The organism is Methylobacterium platani (assembly GCF_001653715.1).
GTDB classification, from domain to species: Bacteria; Pseudomonadota; Alphaproteobacteria; order Rhizobiales; family Beijerinckiaceae; genus Methylobacterium; species Methylobacterium platani.
The window spans coordinates 40,147-56,641 of record NZ_LWHQ01000036.1 but is presented as its reverse complement, the minus strand read 5'-3'; the positions used below and the strand labels follow the sequence as shown (position 1 = coordinate 56,641).

Below are 16,495 nucleotides of genomic sequence, written 5' to 3'. Positions count from 1 at the left end.
GTCGATGCCAAGGCGTCCGGCGCACCGGCGCCGACGCCCGTTCGGGCTTGCGCTGCGCCTTCGAACGGATCCGTTCGAAGGCGCGGCGGCCTCACTCGAGGACCGTGTCGGCGGCGCTCAGGAGCCCGGGCGGGACGGTCACGCCGAGGGCATCGGCGGCCTTGAGGTTCACGAACAGCTCGACCTTCGTGACGAGCTGCACCGGCAGGTCGGAGGGCCGCTCGCCCTTGAGGATCCGGCCGGCATAGAGGCCGGCCAGCCGGTGGGTCTGCGTGAAGTCGCCGCCATAGCTCATCAGGCCGCCCGCCAGGGGAAAGTCCCGCGTCTGCGTGACGGCCGGCAGGGCGTGGCGGAGCGCGAGGTCGGCGAGCAGCCGGCTGCGCAGGGCGAAATAGGGGTCGGAGGTGAAGACGAGGCCCCCGGGCCGCTGCGCGGCCGCGCCCGCGAAGATCGGCGCGAAATCCGCCTCGCTGCCGACCGCCGAGGCTTGCAGGCCCACGCCGAGGGCGTCTGCCGCCTCGTGCAGGGATCGCAGCTGCGAGGGCGCGGTCGGACTCGTCGGGTTGAACGCCACCGCGAAGGTCCGGGCGGCCGGCACCGCCTCGTGCAGGAATTCCAGCCGCTTGCGCGACACCTCCACGCTGAGGCTCGACACCCCCGTGAGGTTGCCGCGCGGGCGCGCGAGGTCCTGCACGACCCCGAGCGCGACGGGATCCCCGCCCATCTCGAAGACGATCGGGATCGTCGCGGTGGCCGCCTTCGCGGCGAGCGCGACCGGCGCCCCCCCGGGTGCGGCCAGGACCGCGACCCGGCGCTCGACCAGGTCCCGCGCGAGCCCGGGCAGCCGCTCGTAGCGCCCCTCGGCCCAGCGGAAATCGATCGCGACGTCGCGTCCCTCGACGAGGCCGGCATCGGCCAGGCCGTCCCGGAAGGCGGCGAGCCGGCTGGCGTAAGGCTCGGGGGATTCGAGGCCGAGATAGCCGATGACCGGCCCGGCGACGGGCAGGGCCGGCCGCGGCTGCGCGCCGGCGGCGTGCGGGACGGCGACCGCGCCGGCGAGCCAGGCGAGCACGTCCCGGCGCTTCGCCCGCGGGGCGGCGAGGCCTCCCGTGTCGGATCGCGAGCGCGTCGTCATCGCAGGGCATCCGGGGGATCCGATCCCGGAGCATAGCCCCCTTTCGCCGGGACGGCGACCGGCGCCGAGGCGACGAGCACGGCGGCCGTGCGGGCCCAGGGCAGCGCCTTCGAACGACGTCGCTCGAAGGCGCTGCGGGATCAGATGGTGATCCGGCCGGTGAGCAGGAGCACGACCAGGATGATCAGCAGGATGCCGCCGATGCCGAGGCCGCCCGTGCGGTAGCGGCCGCCGCCGTAGAAGCTGCCGCCGCCGCCGAAGAGCAGGATGAGCAGGATGAGGACGATCAGGAGGGTCATGGGCGGGCAGTCCTTAAGGCCAAGCTGGCTCGGATGAGGAATGCCGCGATGGCGCCTTTCGTTCCGCGGCGATTCCCGCGGAACCGCACCGCGCGCGGTTGGGAGCGCCGGCCCCGCGACCCCGCGTCCCGGGCGATGGGCGGCGCGGGCCGCGTCCCTTGCCGCCACGGTTGGCTGAACTGCCCCGTTACCGTCATCATGGTATCGCATGCCGCCATCCGCCCCGCGCGACGGGCCGCTCCATTCGTTCGGTTCTTCCCCTTGCACGAACTTCCCCTGCAGCAGGACCGCGTCGAGGCGACGGCGGCCCCGATCCCGACGGCACCGCGCGCCTGGCGCTGGATCCCGCACTCGATCCTGGCCGTGTGCCTGCTCGCGACGGCGCTCGGCACCGCCCTGATCTGGCGGTCGGCGGAGCTGCGCGACCGCCTGACCTTCCTCCACGCCACCGACATCGAGCTGCGCACGGTCGAGGACCAGTTCCGCACCTACACCGCGCTCCTGCGCGGCGGCGCCGGCCTGTTCGCCGCCGACGGCGACACCGTCACGCTGGCCCAGTTCCGGGCCTACGTGCAGCGGATCGAGTTCCAGGCCCTGTATCCCGGCTTCCTCGGCATCGGCTTCACCCCGGCCGTCCCGGCCTCGGACCGCGAGCGTTTCGCCGCGAAGGCGGCGGCTCTGGGCGTGCCGGACTTCCGCGTGCGGCCGCCGACCGACAACCCGGTGCTCAGCCCGGTCCTGTTCGCCGAGCCGCCGAACCCGCGCAACCAGGCCGCCATCGGCTACGACGTGATGTCCGACCCGGTCCGGCGCGACATGGTCGAGCGCGCCCGCGACACCGGCCTTCCGGCCGCCTCGGCGCGGATCCAGCTCGTCCAGGAGATCGACGCGAACAAGCAGGCCGGCTTCCTCGTCGCCATGCCGGTCTATGCCGGCGGCGCCGTGCCCGCCGACCTCGACGAGCGGCGGCGGCGGTATCTCGGCTTCGTCTTCGGGGCCTTCCGGGCCGACGACCTGTTCAACAGCATCGTGGCCGCCGAGGCCGAGGAGGACGCCGCCTACGCGATCTACGACGGCGCCCCGGGCGCGGCGACGCTGCTGCACCGCTCCGCCCGGACCCCGCACAGCGTGCCCGGCCGGCTGACGCGCGAGGCGACGCTCGAGCTGGGCGGCCGGACCTGGACCGTGCAGTTCGAGCAGCGCCTCTCGCCGCGGCGCGCCTCGGCCCTGCCGGAGATCGGGCTCGTCTGCGGCGGCGGCCTGCTGGCCACCGCCCTTCTCGCCTTCGCGGCGTTCCGGCAGCGCCGCACGCAGGACGAGATCCGCCGGCTCAACGCCTCGCTGGAGGCCCGGGTCGAGGAGCGGACGCGCGACCTGCGGGAGGCGGCCGAGAGCCTGCGGCAGGCCGGCGAGGACCGCGCCCGCATGGAGGAGGTCTTGCGCCAGTCGCAGAAGATGGAGGCGGTGGGCCAGCTCACCGGCGGGCTCGCCCACGACTTCAACAACCTGCTCGCCGGCATCTCCGGCTCGCTCGAGCTGATCGAGACCCGCATCGGCCAGGGCCGCTCCAAGGACGTCGCGAAGTACATCGCCGCCGCGCAGGGCGCCTCGAAGCGGGCGGCGGCGCTGACCCACCGGCTCCTCGCCTTCTCGCGCCGCCAGACGCTGGCCCCCAAGGCCGTCGACGCGAACCGGCTGGTCGACGGGATGCTCGACCTGATCCAGCGCACCGTCGGCCCGGGCATCGACCTGCGGCACCGGGGGGCCGACGACCTCTGGCCCGCCCTGGTCGATCCCTCGCAGCTCGAGAACGCGCTCCTGAACCTCTGCATCAACGCGCGGGACGCGATGCCCGACGGCGGCCGGATCGTCATCGAGACGGAGAACCGCTGGATCGACCGTGCGCAGGCCGAGGCGCAGGACATGCCGGAGGGGCAGTACCTGGCGCTGTGCGTGTCCGATACCGGCACCGGCATGCCCCCGGAGGTCGTCGCCCGGGCGTTCGACCCGTTCTTCACCACCAAGCCGATGGGCGAGGGCACGGGCCTGGGCCTGTCGATGATCTACGGCTTCGCCAAGCAGTCGGGCGGGCAGGTGCGGATCCGCTCCGTGGTCGGGGCCGGCACCACCGTCTGCCTCACCCTGCCGCGGCACCGGGGCGAGGCGGAGGTCGGCGGGCTCGATGCCGAGAGGCGTCCGCCGGCCCAGGCCGGGGCGGGCGAGACCGTGCTGATCGTCGACGACGAGCCGACCGTGCGGATGCTCGTGACCGACGTGCTGAACGACCTCGGCTACACCGCGGTCGAGGCCGCGGACGGCGCGGGGGGCCTGCGGGTGCTCCAGTCGGACGCCCGCGTCGACCTGCTGGTGACGGATGTCGGCCTGCCCGGCGGCATGAACGGCCGCCAGATGGCGGATGCCGCCCGGGTGACGCGCCCGGATCTCAAGGTGCTGTTCATCACCGGCTTCGCGGAGGCCGCCCTGTTCGGCGACGGCCGGCTCGAACCCGGCATGGCGGTCCTGACCAAGCCGTTCGCGGTCGATGCCCTGGCCGCCCGCATCCGCGAGATGATCGCGCCCTGAAGCCCCGGCCTCGCGGCACCGCCCGGACGATCGTCATCCCGCATGGACGGGACGCACGACCGGCGCCGTCGCTTCCCTGCACGAACGACCGGTCCGCGTCATCCACAGCGGAGACGAAACGACGCGCGGTGCCGATCCGTTCTCGCGCGTTGAGAAGCGCGGCCATATCGAACCGGATGTCGAGTCTGCGGCCGCGGCGATGCAGGTGGTGGAATGCGCGAGACCCTCATCCTCGGCCCGAAGGACCGTGCGGCCGTCCTGGAACGTCAGCGGACCCTGAAGATGGCCCGCTCCGCCCATGCCTATGTCCGCGGCAACACCCTGCAATTCTACGAGTGGCTCGACGGGCTTGCCCGCGGCACCCTGCCGGAGGGCCCGCCGGTCTGGATCTGCGGCGACTGCCATCTCGGCAATCTCGGCCCCCTCGCCGATGCCGACGGGCGGGTCGACATCCAGATCCGCGACCTCGACCAGACGGTGATCGGCAACCCGACCCACGACCTCGTGCGCCTCGGCCTGTCGCTGGCGAGCGCCGCCCGTGGCTCCGACCTGCCGGGCGTCGTCACCGCGCGGATGCTGGAGGAGATGATCCACGGCTACGTCCAGGGCCTCGACGGGCCGGACGGCGACGCCGCTCCGCCGGAGCCGGAGGTGGTGCACACCGTGCGGCGCCGCGCGCTCGGCCGGCACTGGAAGCACCTCGCCCGCGAGCGCCTGAAGGACGTCGAGCCCCGGATCCCGCTCGGCCGCAAGTTCTGGGCCCTCGACGCGGCCGAGCGCGACGCCCTGCACGCGCTGTTCGGCGAGGAGGACGTGCGCGGCCTCGTGCGCGCCCTGAACGGCCGCGACGCGGTGCAGGACATCCGCCTGATCGACGCCGCCTACTGGATGAAGGGCTGCAGCTCGCTCGGCTTCCTGCGCTACGCCGCGCTGGTGCGGATCGAGGAGCCGCAGGACCGCGGCCGGCTCGCGCTCATCGACCTCAAGGAGGCGGTCGCCTCGGCGGCACCCGCCGCCCCGGGCGCGGAGATGCCGCCGGACGCCGCCGCCCGCGTCGTCGCCGGGGCGCGGGCGCTCTCGCCCAATCTCGGCGAGCGGATGCTGCCGGTGCGCCTCCTCGGCAAGCCGGTGGTGATGCGCGAGCTCGCGCCCCAGGACCTGAAGCTCGACGTCGACCAGTTCAGCCGCGAGGAGGCGGTGCGCGCCGCCCACTACCTCGCCTACGTGGTCGGCCAGGCCCATGGCCGGCAGATGGACGGGACGGTGCGCGCGGCGTGGCGGGCCGAGGTCGCGGCCGGCTGCGCGGGAGCGCCGTCCTGGCTGTGGTCGAGCGTGGTCGAGCTCGCCGGCCGTCACGAGGTCGGCTACCTGCAGCATTGCCGCCTCTACGCCGACCGGCAGGCCGCCTGACGCGCGCCTTGCGAGCGTCCCGGGACGTGACTGACCCAGCGGAATCGTATACTGGGGAGGAGCTTATGCGCGGCGTCGCCGCGGGCGGTCGGCGCGAGCGGTCCCGCGGGGATGGGTCGACGTCCGCTCGCGGCGTCCGGAGAGAGGAACGATGCCGGCCGATACCCGGGCCCGACCCGTCGCGGCGAACCCGATCCTCGGGACGACCCTGACCTTCGAGGCGAACCTGGCGGCGGCCGGCGCCTGCGGCCGCCTCGTCGCGGGGCGCGACTGGTCGGGCACGGCGCTCGGCCCGCTCGCGGGCTGGCCGCAGAGCCTGCGGACCGCGACCCTGCTGCTGCTGCGCTCGCCGGTCCCGATGGTGATGCTGTGGGGCGAGGACGGCATCATGCTCTACAACGACGCCTATTCGGTCTTCGCCGGCGGGCGGCACCCCGCGCTCCTCGGCTCGCGGGTGCGGGAGGGCTGGCCCGAGGTCGCCGACTTCAACGACCGCGTGATGCGGGTCGGCCTGTCCGGCGGGACGCTGTCGTACCGGGACCAGGAGCTGACGCTCTACCGGTACGGGCGCCCCGAGCAGGTCTGGATGAACCTCGACTACTCGCCGGTGCTCGACGAGAGCGGCCGGCCGGCGGGCGTGCTGTGCGTGCTGGCCGAGACCACCGGCCGCGTCGCGGCCGAGCGCGAGCTGAGGGGCGGCGAGGCGCGGCTGTCCGCCATCTTCGCCGGGGCGACGGTCGGCCTGTCGGAGGTCGGCCTCGACGGCCGTTTCCTGCGGGTGAACGAGGAGCTGTGCCGCATCCTCGGGCGGACCGCCGACGACCTCCTGTCCTTCACCATCGCCGACGTGACCCATCCCGCCGACGTGCGGCCGAGCCGCGACGCGCTGGTGCGGTCGATCCGGACCGGCGGCACCGCCTCCCTCGACAAGCGCTACCGGCGCCCGGACGGCAGCATCGTCTGGGCCAACAGCCGCGTCACCCGCCTGAACCTCGCGTCGGGAGAGCCCGGCAACCTGCTCGTCGCGACCGTCGACCTCACCGAGCGGCTCGCCGTCGAGGAGCGCCTGCGCGCCAGCGAGGCGCGCTTCCGGCTGATGGCCGACGCGGTGCCGCAGATCGTCTGGATCACCGACGCCGAGGGCCGCGTCGCGTTCTTCAACCGGCAATGGACCGCCTATACCGGCGCCCCGCACGAGCCGGCGACCGCTGCCGGGATCGCCGACGCCCACGTCCATCCGGACGACGTCGCGCCGACGATGGCGGCGTTCGAGGCGGCGCGGCGCTCCGGCGGCACCTTCCTGGTCGAGCACCGCATCCGCTCGGCCGGCGGCGATTACCGCTGGTTCCTGGTGCGCGCCGAGCCCTACCGCGACCCGGCCGGCGGCGCGGTCCTGCACTGGTTCGGCGCCTCGGTCGACATCCACGACCGCAAGCTCGCCGAGACGGCCCTGCGGGCGCTCAACGCCGATCTCGAGCGGGAGGTGGGTGAGCGCACCCGCGAGCGCGGCATGATCTGGCGCCACAGCCTCGACCTCCTGTCGGTCATCGACCTGGCGACGGCGACCTTCGACGCGGTCAACCCGGCCTGGAGCGCGGCGCTCGGCTGGGCGACCGGCGAGATCGAGGGCCGCTCCTACGCCGGGTTCGTGCATCCGGACGATGCTGGCGCGAGCGACGCGGCCTTCGCGCAGGTGCGGCGCGGCGACCCGGTCCTGCGCTTCGAGAACCGCTACCGCGCCCGGGACGGCGCGTGGCACTGGCTGTCCTGGGTGGCGGTGCCCGAGGGCGGCAAGCTCTACGCGGTGACCCGCGACGTCACCGAGGAGAAGGCCGCACGGGCCGCGCTCGAGGCGGCGCAGGAGGCGTTGCGCCAGTCGCAGAAGATGGAGGCGATGGGCCAGCTCACCGGCGGCGTCGCCCACGACTTCAACAACCTCCTCACCCCGATCGTCGGCTCCCTCGACCTGCTCCAGCGCCGGGGCGTGGGCGGCGAGCGCGAGCAGCGCCTGATCGCCGGCGCGGTGCAGTCGGCCGATCGCGCCAAGACCCTGGTGCAGCGGCTCCTCGCCTTCGCCCGGCGCCAGCCGCTCCAGGCCCGGGCCGTCGACGTCGCCCGGCTGGTGACCGGCATGGGCGACCTCGTCGCGAGCACGACCGGCCCGCAGATCCGGGTCGTCGTCGAGGTGCCGGAGGGGCTGCCGCCGGCGATGGGCGACCTGAACCAGCTCGAGATGGCGCTTCTCAACCTCAGCGTGAACGCGCGCGACGCGATGCCGGAGGGCGGGACCCTGCGCATCTCGGCGGGCGTCGAGGCCGTGGAGGCCGGCCACCGGGCGACGCTCCGGCCCGGCCCCTACATCCGGCTGTCGGTCGCCGATACCGGCACGGGCATGGACGAGGCGACGCTCGCGCGGGCGGTCGAGCCGTTCTTCTCGACCAAGGGCATCGGCAAGGGCACGGGCCTCGGCCTGTCGATGGTGCACGGCCTCGCCTCGCAGCTCGGCGGCGCCCTCACCATGCGCAGCCGGCCGGGCCTCGGCACCCATGTCGAGCTGTGGCTTCCCTTGAGCGACGCGGCGCCGGACCAGCCGGAGACCGGGGTCGAGGCCCCCGACGCGCCGCCCGCGCGCCGGACCGCGCTCCTCGTCGACGACGAGGACCTCGTCCGCATGAGCACGGCCGACATGCTGGAGGACCTCGGCTACACGGTGATCGAGGCGGGCTCCGGCGAGGAGGCGATGCGCCTCGTCGCCCGCGGCGAGCCCTTCGACCTCCTGGTGACCGACCACCTGATGCCGGGCATCACCGGGACCGACCTCGCCCGGGCCCTGCGCACCGCCCGGCCCGGCGTGCCGGTGCTGCTGGTCTCGGGCTACGCCGAGAGCGAGGGCGTCGCCGCCGACCTGCCGCGGCTCGTCAAGCCGTTCCGCAAGGCCGACCTCGCCGCGAGCCTGGCGCAGCTGGCGGCGGGCTGATGCCCGCGCCGCCGGCAGCGGCCGTCACGCCCCGCCCGGGTTCGCGACAAGGCGCGCCGCGAGGTCGAGGCTCGCCGCGAGGGCGCGGGCGAGGTCGTCCTGCCCGAAGAGGCTGGCGAGGCGCACGATCCCGGCGAGCCTCCCCTCCGGCAGGTCGGCGAACCCGCTGGCGAGGACGACCGGCAATCCCGGCCGCTCGGCCCGGACGGCCTCGATCAGCCGGGCGCCGGTCATGCCGGGCATCGCCCGGTCGGCGATCATCAGGTCGATGGCGGCTTCGCGCAGCACCTGCAGGGCCTGCGCGCCCGACGCGGCCTCGACCACGGCGTGGCCGAGATCCTCCAGCAACGCCGTACCGTTCATCGGCACGAGGGGATCGTCGTCCACCATCTGGATGGTCATGGCCGGGAGCACCGGAGGCTCGGGCGGCCGCGCCGCGACCTCGCCCAACGGCAGGCCTGCCCCGGCGACCGGCAGCCAGATCTCGGCGCTGGTGCCCTCTCCCGGCGCGCTGCGGAGCCGCAGGCGCCCGCCCGACGGCTCGGCGAAGCCGTGGATCATCGACAGGCCGGGGCCGGTGCCCGTGCCGACGCCCTTGGTGGTGAGGAACGGTTCCGCCGCCCTGGCGAAGGGCCGCCTCGCCCATCCCCGTGCCGGTATCGCCGACCGACAGGCAGACATAGCCGCCCGGCGCGAGGCCCGCTGGCCCTGTTCGTCCGCGCTGTCGCCGCCCTCGTGAGTGCGGCGCTGGAGCGCCCGGCCATCGCCGCCGTGCTCCTGATCGCCGGATTCGGCCTCGTCGCGGTGCTCGACCCGGTCGCCGCCCGGCGCGGCGAGACGCCGCTGTTCTTCGCGCGCCTGCGGCCGGTGCAGAGGCCGCTGGCGATCGTGAGCCTCGCGGTGCGGGTCTCCGGGCCGTAGGGCGAGCCCGATCGACGATCCCCCGCGGAGGTCCGGGGCCGAGCCGGTAGAGGGCCGATTCGCGCCCGGGCCTCCGCGTGGAGCGGCGGCGGCAGGCGAGACCATGACGCGATCGGTGATGTGCTCGTCCTCGCGCTTGGGTCATTCATCTTACCGACGACAAGGAACCCGTTCGTCGTCGCGATGTGCCCCTGCGTCACGACCCATTAAACCGGCCGCGCGGATCGCCGCGGCAACTGGTCCGCGCCGCGAGGTCCAACGTCGAGATCGTCCCCGTCGCCGATCTCGAACGCCGCGACGGGATCATCATCAGAGTCAGGCGACGAGCGTCGTGACTGGGAGTCCGCCGCGCTCGCATGGCATCGGGATTCATTCATCGAAACCCACATAGTTGGTGGATTTACTTTTCACAAGAAAACTTTCACGCGCCAGGGCGGGCTCAGATCGCCGCCAATGCTCAGTTTCGGAGCGCCGTCCCTGGTCAGGCGCATCGGACCATCGTGAGCAGCGTCTCGAAAATACGTCGATCGCTACGGAATTTGTCCGCTGATGTCGGCCTGCCTCTGCGGATTAATGCCTGCGAAATCATTGTGACGCAGGATAACTCAAAGGAAGCTGCCGATAGCATGATGTCCATCCGTGCCATGTTCAAGGGAAGGCCGGTCGGCGTGGCATTGGCGCTGCCGCTCTGCTGCCTGTTCCAGGCCGCCGGAGCCGGCGGGCTCCCGCCGCCGTCCCGGCAGGACCTCCAGATCCTCGGGCGGATTCTCTCGTTCCGTGAGGCGCAGGGCTCCGGCGCGGCGCCGATCGCCATCGTCTACAACCCGACCGATGCCCAGTCGCTCGGCGAGGCGCAGGCCTTCGCCGAGCTGATGGGGAGCGGGGTCGCGGTCGGCAACCTGATCCTGCGCCCGCTCCTGATCGAGCAGGGGCGCCTCGGCGGCGCCTCGGGCTATGCGGCGATCCTGACCGCGGCCGCCGTCGACACCGGCATCGTCCGGGCCGCCGTCCGCCAGCACCAGATCCCCTGCATCACCCGTCAGATCGAGCAGGTCGCGCACGGCGCCTGCACCGTCGGCTTCCGTTCGAACCCGAGCATCAGCATCGCCTACAGCAGCGCCAACGCCGCCGCGGCCGGCATCCGGTTCGCCACTGCGTTCATCATGATGGTCCGTGAAGTATGAAGGCGCGCAAGCTGGCAGCGACGCTGCCTTTCCTGATCCTGTCCGCCGCCTCGGCGCGGGGACAGACGATCGACTACACGGCCGCCGAGCAGATGCTGGGCGAGCCGGTGACGACATCGGTGACGGGCAAGCCGCAGCGGGCGAGCGACGTGCCGGCCAACCTCGAGATCGTGACGGCCGACCAGATCCGGCGCTCGGGCGCGATCTCGATCCCGGAGGTCCTGCGCTTCGTCACGGGGCTCGACGTCCGACGCTACGGCCAGCTCAACTTCGCCGTCGGCATCCGCGGCTACAACACCGCGCTCAATCCCCGCGTCCTCGTCCTGCTCGACGGGCGCCAGGTCTATTCCGACGATTACGGGACGACCGCCTGGCCGCTGATCCCGGTGGCCCTGAGCGAGATCCGCCAGATCGAGATCATCAAGGGGCCGAGCGCCGCGCTCTACGGCTTCAACGCGGTCTCCGGCGTCATCAACATCGTCACCTACGATCCGCTGCGCGACCGGCAGAACACGGCCCGGACCGCCGGCGGCACCCAGAACCAGGCCTACGGCGAGGTCGTCGCCACGGGTCAGACGCCCGATGCCGTCGGCGTGCGCCTCTCGGCCAAGGGCTTTCGCGGCGACGAGTTCCGCGGCCTGCCGCCCGGCGTCACCGACCAGCCGCGCAGCGGCACGGCGGCGCTGGATCTGCGCGCCCGCCTCGCGCCGGGTATCGAGTGGACGCTGTCGGGCTCCGCCGGCTCGCTCACGACCGCCACCTACTCGGATATCGGCCTGTACCAGCCGCTGTCGAACGACAATGCCAGCCTGCGCTCTAAGCTGTCGGTCGATACCGAGCTCGGCCTGCTGCAGCTCGACGCCTATCACAACCGGAACAACCTGCAGGTCGCGGGGATCAGCCCCCAGTCGTGGCGGCAGGACGTGTCGGTCGTGCAGGCGAGCGACGTCTTCAAATGGGGGGCGGACCACACCTTCCGCATCGGCGCGGAATACCGCAACAACACGATCGCGTCGAACCGCAGCTTCAGCGGGACGCTGGGCTACCAGATCGGCGCCGGGTCGGCGATGTGGGAGTGGCAGATCCTGCCCGACCTGTCGCTCACCAACGCGGTCCGTGTCGACGCCCTGTCGCTCAAGCATGACGGGCCGCAAGTCACGATCCCGGGCGTCGGGCCGCTCTACCGCGACGTCACGCTGGTCGAACCGAGCTTCAACAGCGGCGTCGTCTATCGCGCCACCGAGCTCGACACGGTCCGGCTCACCGCGGGGCGGGCCGTCCAGCTTCCGAGCCTGCTGAACTTCGGCTTCACGGCGAGTATCGGCCCGCTCGTCATCGCCGGCGATCCGGGGCTCCGGCCCTCGGCGGTGACCAATGCCGAGATCGCCTAAGACCGGGCCCTGCCGGCCCTCTCGTCGGTGCTGCGCGCCGCCGTGTTCCGGCAGGAGACCGACACGACGCTCGGCTCGCCGTTCGGGTCTGGGCTCACCATCCTCCCCACCGGGCAGCCCGCGGCGCTGGCGCGCAACTTCAAGGGCAGCGAGCAGGTCGGGGCCGAGATCGGCCTGCGCGGGGCGGCGGACGGGTTCCGCTGGAACGCGAGCTACGCCCTCGCCGCGGTCCACGACCGTACCCCGGCCCCCGTGCTCCTGGCCGCCCCCTCGGTGAACTACGAGCGCCAGACCCCGGTGCATGCGGTGATCGCCGGCGCCGGATGGACCTGGGAGCGGTTCGACATCGACGCGCAGCTGCGCTGGCAATCGCGCTACCAGGATTACCGGTTCGACGCGACCCTCCTGGCGGCACTCCCGGTGGTCGTCCCGAATTTCGTGACCGCCAACCTCCGCCTCGCCTACCGCCTGACGGACTCGGTCGTCGTCTCCCTCACCGCCGAGCAGATCAACCGCCAGTTCCAGACGCAGACGGCCGGCGTCGCCACCGAGCGCCGGGTGTTCGGCGGCGTCCAGGCCCAATTCTAACGACGTTGCGCCCGCACGGGGGCGTCGCCCGAACCCATCCAGTGCCGTTCGTCGCATCTCTCGAGGTCAGGCCGGTCCTATGCATCACCTCCTCGCGGCTCTGCTCAACCACCGCGAGCCCGCGTCTCTCCTCCTCGTCGCCCTGGCGGCGATGGCCGGCGGCCTGCTCGCCAGCCTCACCCTGGGCGGACGCACCCGTGCCTGGCCGCTCTGGATGCGCATCGGCGCGTTCGCCGCCTCCGTGACGGGCACGTCCTGGCTCGCCTTCACCCTGGCCCTGCGCGGCAGCTTCCCCCAGCTCACGGTCGCCGTCCCCCTGACCTGGATGGGGCCGGCCCTGGCGCTCTCCTTCGCGACCGCGGCCGCCGCCGGCCTGCTCCAGCTGCGCGGTACCCGGACCGCCCGCAACGGCATGCTCGCCGGCTCGGTGCTGTCCTCGGGGACCTCCTGCATGCTGTTCACCGCGATGGCGGGCCTCGTGCGCCCCTGCGCGCTGTCCTACGACCTCACCGCCGTGATGATCGCGATGGTGCTGGGCGCGGCCCTGTGGAGCTTCGCCCTCTGGGAGGGCACCGGGAGGGGCGGCCGGCGCCGCGCCCTCCTCGGCACGGCCCTGGTCGGCGTCGCCGTCACGATCCTGGCCGTCGGGTCGCTCGCTGCGATCCTGCCCCTGGAGGAGTGGCTCACCGCGATCGCACGCCCCGACGACCTCTCGACCGCGCCGATCTTCATCATCGTGGCGGCCGAAGCCGGCGCCGTCCTGGTGCTCAGCCTGTTCGGCTCGCTCGTCGACAACCGGGTCGCGGCCCGCGACCGCCTCGAGGCGGCCCGCATGCGCCAGCTCGCCGACAGCACCTTCGAGGGGATCGTCATCCACCGCGACGACCGGATCCTGGACGGCAACGAGCGGCTGACGGCGCTGCTCGGCCTCGACCCGTCGAACCTGGGCGAGCATCGCCTGTCGCGCTTCGTCGACGCCGAGGCGCTGGCCCTCAGCGTCGCGGCGAAGGCCGGCCTGCCGATCGAGGCGACGGTCACGGCGGTGGACGGCGAGACGCTGCCCGTCGAGCTTCTCTCTCGCCCGATCAGCTTCGGCAACGAGCCGGCCGTGGTCACGGCCCTGCGGGACGTGCGCGAGCGCAAGGCGTCCGAGCAGCGCATCTACTTCATGGCCCACCACGACATGCTGACGGAGCTGCCCAACCGGGCGGCGTTGGGCGAGCACCTCGACGCCGCCCTGCGGGCAGCGGATCGCACGGGCGGATCGATCGGCGTGCTGTGCCTCGATCTCGACGGGTTCAAGCTCGTCAACGACACGCTCGGCCACGCCGCCGGCGACCAGCTCTTGCGCCAGGTCGCCGACCGGCTGCGGGCGGCCTGCCACGCGGGAGACTTCGTCGCCCGGATCGGCGGCGACGAGTTCGTGATCGTGCATCGCGTCGAACCGGGTCTCGAGGATTCGGCCACCGCGCTCGCCCGGCGCATCATCGACGGGTTGACCGAGAGCTTCACCCTCGACAGCCAGATCGTCTCGGTCGGCACCAGCATCGGCATCGCCCGGTCACCGGAGCACGGCGGACGGGGGGCGGACCTGCTCAAGAACGCCGACATCGCGCTCTACAAGGCGAAGGACGACGGACGCGGCTGGTACTGCCACTTCCAGGTCGGCATGGACGAGGCCCTGGGCGAGCAGCGCGCCCTCGAGCAGGACCTGCGCAGCGCCATCGAAGGCGAGGAACTCGAACTGCACTACCAGCCCCTGTTCGACGAGACCCGTCGCCTCATCGCGTTCGAGGCGCTGGTGCGCTGGCGTCACCCCGTGCGCGGGATGATCTCGCCGGCCGACTTCATCCCGCTGGCCGAGCGCAGCGGCCTCATCGTCGGGCTGGGCAAATGGGTGCTCGATACGGCCTGCCAGGCTGCCGCGGCCTGGCCGGCGGATTGCCGGATCGCCGTGAACCTGTCGCCGGCCCAGTTCCTGCGCGGCAATCTGCTGTCCGTGATCGAGGGCGCGCTGGCGACGTCGGGCCTCGCACCCGAACGGCTCGAGCTCGAGATCACCGAGGGCGTCCTCCTCGACAACACCGAGAAGTCCATGCAGATCCTGCATGCCATGCGCAGGCTCGGCGTTCGCCTCGTGCTGGACGATTTCGGGATCGGCTATTCCAGCCTGTCGTACCTGCACCGCTTCCCGCTCGACAAGCTGAAGATCGATCGGTCCTTCGTCCAGCGCCTCGAGCACGAGCCGCGGGCGCGCGTCATCGTCCAGGCCATCATGTCGATGAGCCGCGAACTCGCCCTGCGCGTGACCGCCGAAGGCGTCGAAACCGAGGCGCAATTCGACATCCTGCGCGCGCAGGGCTGCCGTGAGCTGCAAGGGTTCCTGCTCGACCGACCGGCCAACTACGCCGAAACGGTCAGGCTCGTGACGGATTTCGCCGGCGCGCGTGCATCCGAGTCTCCGCAGGATCGCCAACTGCACCATCTGCAGCGGCGCTTGAACGTCGCATGATCGACGCGCCGGGGCCGGGATCCGGCGACGGGCCGCCCCGCCCTTGAACCGGCCGAGGCGAAATCCTCCGTCGTCATCCTGGAGCCGCGTGGGGAGACCGTGCGGGCTCGCCCACCCCCCTCGAACGAGTTCGAAGGTGCCGCAGCCTCACTCCACCGCGTTCGGCGCCACCACGTTGCCGGTGCCGTTGTCGCGGTTGTCGAGGCTGCTGCCGAACGGGTAGCCGGCATCCTCGCCGCAGGTCAGCCGCCAGCCGTTGCGGGAATTCACCACGATCGGCGCGGCCTGGAAAAAGCCGCCGGTGCGGAAGAGGTTTCCGGTCACGACGTTGTCGGACGGGGTCTGGTGGCGGACCGTGCCGCCCTCGCCGCAATTGCGGTAGAGGCGCACGCCGCCCTGGCCGCGCAGGGTGAAGCGGTTGCCGGTGATGTGGTTGCGCGCCGAGCCGTCGACGGCGACGAGCTCGCGCCCGGTCTCGGTCTCGAGGTCGTTGTCCTCGATGCGGTTCTCCGCGCTCTCGGCGTCGAGGTAGAGCGCCGTCGAGACCGAGCGGCCGGTGAGGCGCGAGTCCCGCAGGGTGACCCGCGTCACGCCGGGGCCGAGATAGAGCGGGATCGGCCCGGCGGCGACGATCGTCGTGCCGGTGATCGTCACGCCGGTCGGTGCTGCGCGCTGCGCACGCTCGGTATGGCCGAGGCTGTGGGAGGAATCGCGCAGGATCGGCCCCTGCCCGTTCTCGGCCATGCCCCAGATCCGGACGTGGCCGTACACGGTGCAGTCGCGGATATGGACGTCGGAGGGGCGGTCCCACCCCTCCCCCGGGCGCGCGGGCGGGCGCGAGCGGATCGCGATCGTGTAGGCGCCGAGACGGGCCGGCTCGCCCGGCACGCCGAGGCTGGCACCGGCGCAGTCGAGGGTGACGCCGGAGGCCGCCGCCCCCTCGATCACGAGGCGCTTGCGCACCCGGTCGTCCGGCGCGAGGCGCAGCGAGCAGGTGAGCGAGATCTCGTCCCCGTCCGCGCCCGGCGGCGCGAGCAGGCGGGCGCGAAAGGCGGCGTCGCAGGGCGCGGCCGCGACCCGGCGCACCAGGGCCGGCGGATCGGGCGGCGTCGTGAACGGGACCGGCATCGCGTCAGGCGCACGGAAACGGGCGGGGCCTGAGCGACCCCACCCGTCCCGGGCAATGAGACATGCGGGAGGGCCGGACCATCGGTCCGGCGGCGCGGCTGCCTACCAGCGGCCGCTGGTCGCGGAGTGCATGCTGCGCTCGACGGCGGCGAGGGCGCTGGCCTCGGCCTTGGCTTCCGTCGGATGCGGACGATCGGAGCGCTCGATGAGCTTGCCGTTCCGGCGAATGGCCCACTGGTACTGGCCGGCCGGCTTGGTGATGGGGGAGATCTCGATGGTGTAGGGAGTGGAGCTGTTCTCTGACATGCCACCCATATAGGGGCGAGCCGGGCGCATTTCCAGCCGGGGGCGGAAACTCCGGTGCCGA

At 72.7% G+C, this 16,495-nt stretch carries 13 protein-coding genes; 8 read left to right on the top strand and 5 right to left on the bottom strand.

Annotated features, from left to right (window positions below; translation table 11 throughout):
- Nucleotides 1-91: 91 nt before the first annotated feature.
- A complete protein-coding gene (locus tag A5481_RS17855) occupies nucleotides 92-1,135 on the bottom strand; it encodes an ABC transporter substrate-binding protein (RefSeq protein ID WP_048433660.1) in 1,044 nt (347 codons plus the stop codon).
- A gap of 140 nt (nucleotides 1,136-1,275) precedes the next feature.
- Complete coding sequence (locus A5481_RS33670) at nucleotides 1,276-1,434, bottom strand: DUF3309 family protein (protein WP_091883624.1); 159 nt, start codon at nucleotides 1,432-1,434, stop codon at nucleotides 1,276-1,278.
- 261 nt (nucleotides 1,435-1,695) lie between these two features.
- Between A5481_RS33670 and A5481_RS17850 the strand changes: the two genes are divergently transcribed.
- The 3 genes from A5481_RS17850 (at nucleotide 1,696) to A5481_RS17840 (ending at nucleotide 8,404) form a co-directional block, all read left to right on the top strand.
- Nucleotides 1,696-4,017, top strand: a complete 2,322-nt coding sequence (locus A5481_RS17850) for a CHASE domain-containing protein (RefSeq protein WP_425339732.1) — start codon at nucleotides 1,696-1,698, stop codon at nucleotides 4,015-4,017.
- A gap of 213 nt (nucleotides 4,018-4,230) precedes the next feature.
- On the top strand, nucleotides 4,231-5,427 hold the full coding sequence (locus tag A5481_RS17845) for a DUF2252 family protein (protein ID WP_048433659.1): 1,197 nt from the start codon (nucleotides 4,231-4,233) through the stop codon (nucleotides 5,425-5,427).
- A 151-nt stretch (nucleotides 5,428-5,578) separates the two neighbouring features.
- On the top strand, nucleotides 5,579-8,404 hold the full coding sequence (locus tag A5481_RS17840; RefSeq protein WP_082173083.1) for a hybrid sensor histidine kinase/response regulator: 2,826 nt from the start codon (nucleotides 5,579-5,581) through the stop codon (nucleotides 8,402-8,404).
- 24 nt (nucleotides 8,405-8,428) lie between these two features.
- Here A5481_RS17840 and A5481_RS17835 read toward each other — a convergent pair whose 3' ends face one another.
- Nucleotides 8,429-9,085: a response regulator gene (locus A5481_RS17835; RefSeq protein ID WP_053082342.1), complete on the bottom strand. Its 657-nt coding sequence runs from the start codon at nucleotides 9,083-9,085 to the stop codon at nucleotides 8,429-8,431.
- Nucleotides 9,086-9,139: 54 nt separating this feature from the next.
- On the opposite strand from A5481_RS17835, the gene A5481_RS33665 reads away from it, so the two are divergent.
- The 5 genes from A5481_RS33665 to A5481_RS17815 all read left to right on the top strand — a co-directional run bounded on the left by A5481_RS33665 (nucleotide 9,140) and on the right by A5481_RS17815 (nucleotide 15,000).
- Nucleotides 9,140-9,325 carry a hypothetical protein gene (locus tag A5481_RS33665; RefSeq protein ID WP_156311811.1) on the top strand — a complete coding sequence of 62 codons (186 nt, stop codon included), beginning with the start codon at nucleotides 9,140-9,142 and terminating at the stop codon, nucleotides 9,323-9,325.
- 500 nt (nucleotides 9,326-9,825) lie between these two features.
- Nucleotides 9,826-10,509, top strand: a complete 684-nt coding sequence (locus tag A5481_RS17830) for a hypothetical protein (protein WP_197514211.1) — start codon at nucleotides 9,826-9,828, stop codon at nucleotides 10,507-10,509.
- Nucleotides 10,506-11,900, top strand: a complete 1,395-nt coding sequence (locus tag A5481_RS17825) for a TonB-dependent receptor plug domain-containing protein (protein ID WP_048433656.1) — start codon at nucleotides 10,506-10,508, stop codon at nucleotides 11,898-11,900. Before A5481_RS17830 ends, A5481_RS17825 begins: the two co-directional genes overlap by 4 nt.
- 27 nt (nucleotides 11,901-11,927) lie before the next feature.
- Nucleotides 11,928-12,488 (top strand): porin family protein, encoded by a 561-nt coding sequence (locus A5481_RS17820; protein WP_048433655.1) that lies wholly within the window; start codon nucleotides 11,928-11,930, stop codon nucleotides 12,486-12,488.
- Nucleotides 12,489-12,567: 79 nt separating this feature from the next.
- On the top strand, nucleotides 12,568-15,000 hold the full coding sequence (locus A5481_RS17815) for a putative bifunctional diguanylate cyclase/phosphodiesterase (RefSeq protein ID WP_053082341.1): 2,433 nt from the start codon (nucleotides 12,568-12,570) through the stop codon (nucleotides 14,998-15,000).
- 147 nt (nucleotides 15,001-15,147) lie between these two features.
- Here A5481_RS17815 and A5481_RS17810 read toward each other — a convergent pair whose 3' ends face one another.
- Nucleotides 15,148-16,128 carry a right-handed parallel beta-helix repeat-containing protein gene (locus tag A5481_RS17810; protein ID WP_048433654.1) on the bottom strand — a complete coding sequence of 327 codons (981 nt, stop codon included), beginning with the start codon at nucleotides 16,126-16,128 and terminating at the stop codon, nucleotides 15,148-15,150.
- Between the two features lie 102 nt (nucleotides 16,129-16,230).
- Nucleotides 16,231-16,434: a hypothetical protein gene (locus A5481_RS17805; RefSeq protein WP_048433653.1), complete on the bottom strand. Its 204-nt coding sequence runs from the start codon at nucleotides 16,432-16,434 to the stop codon at nucleotides 16,231-16,233.
- Nucleotides 16,435-16,495 lie beyond the last annotated feature (61 nt).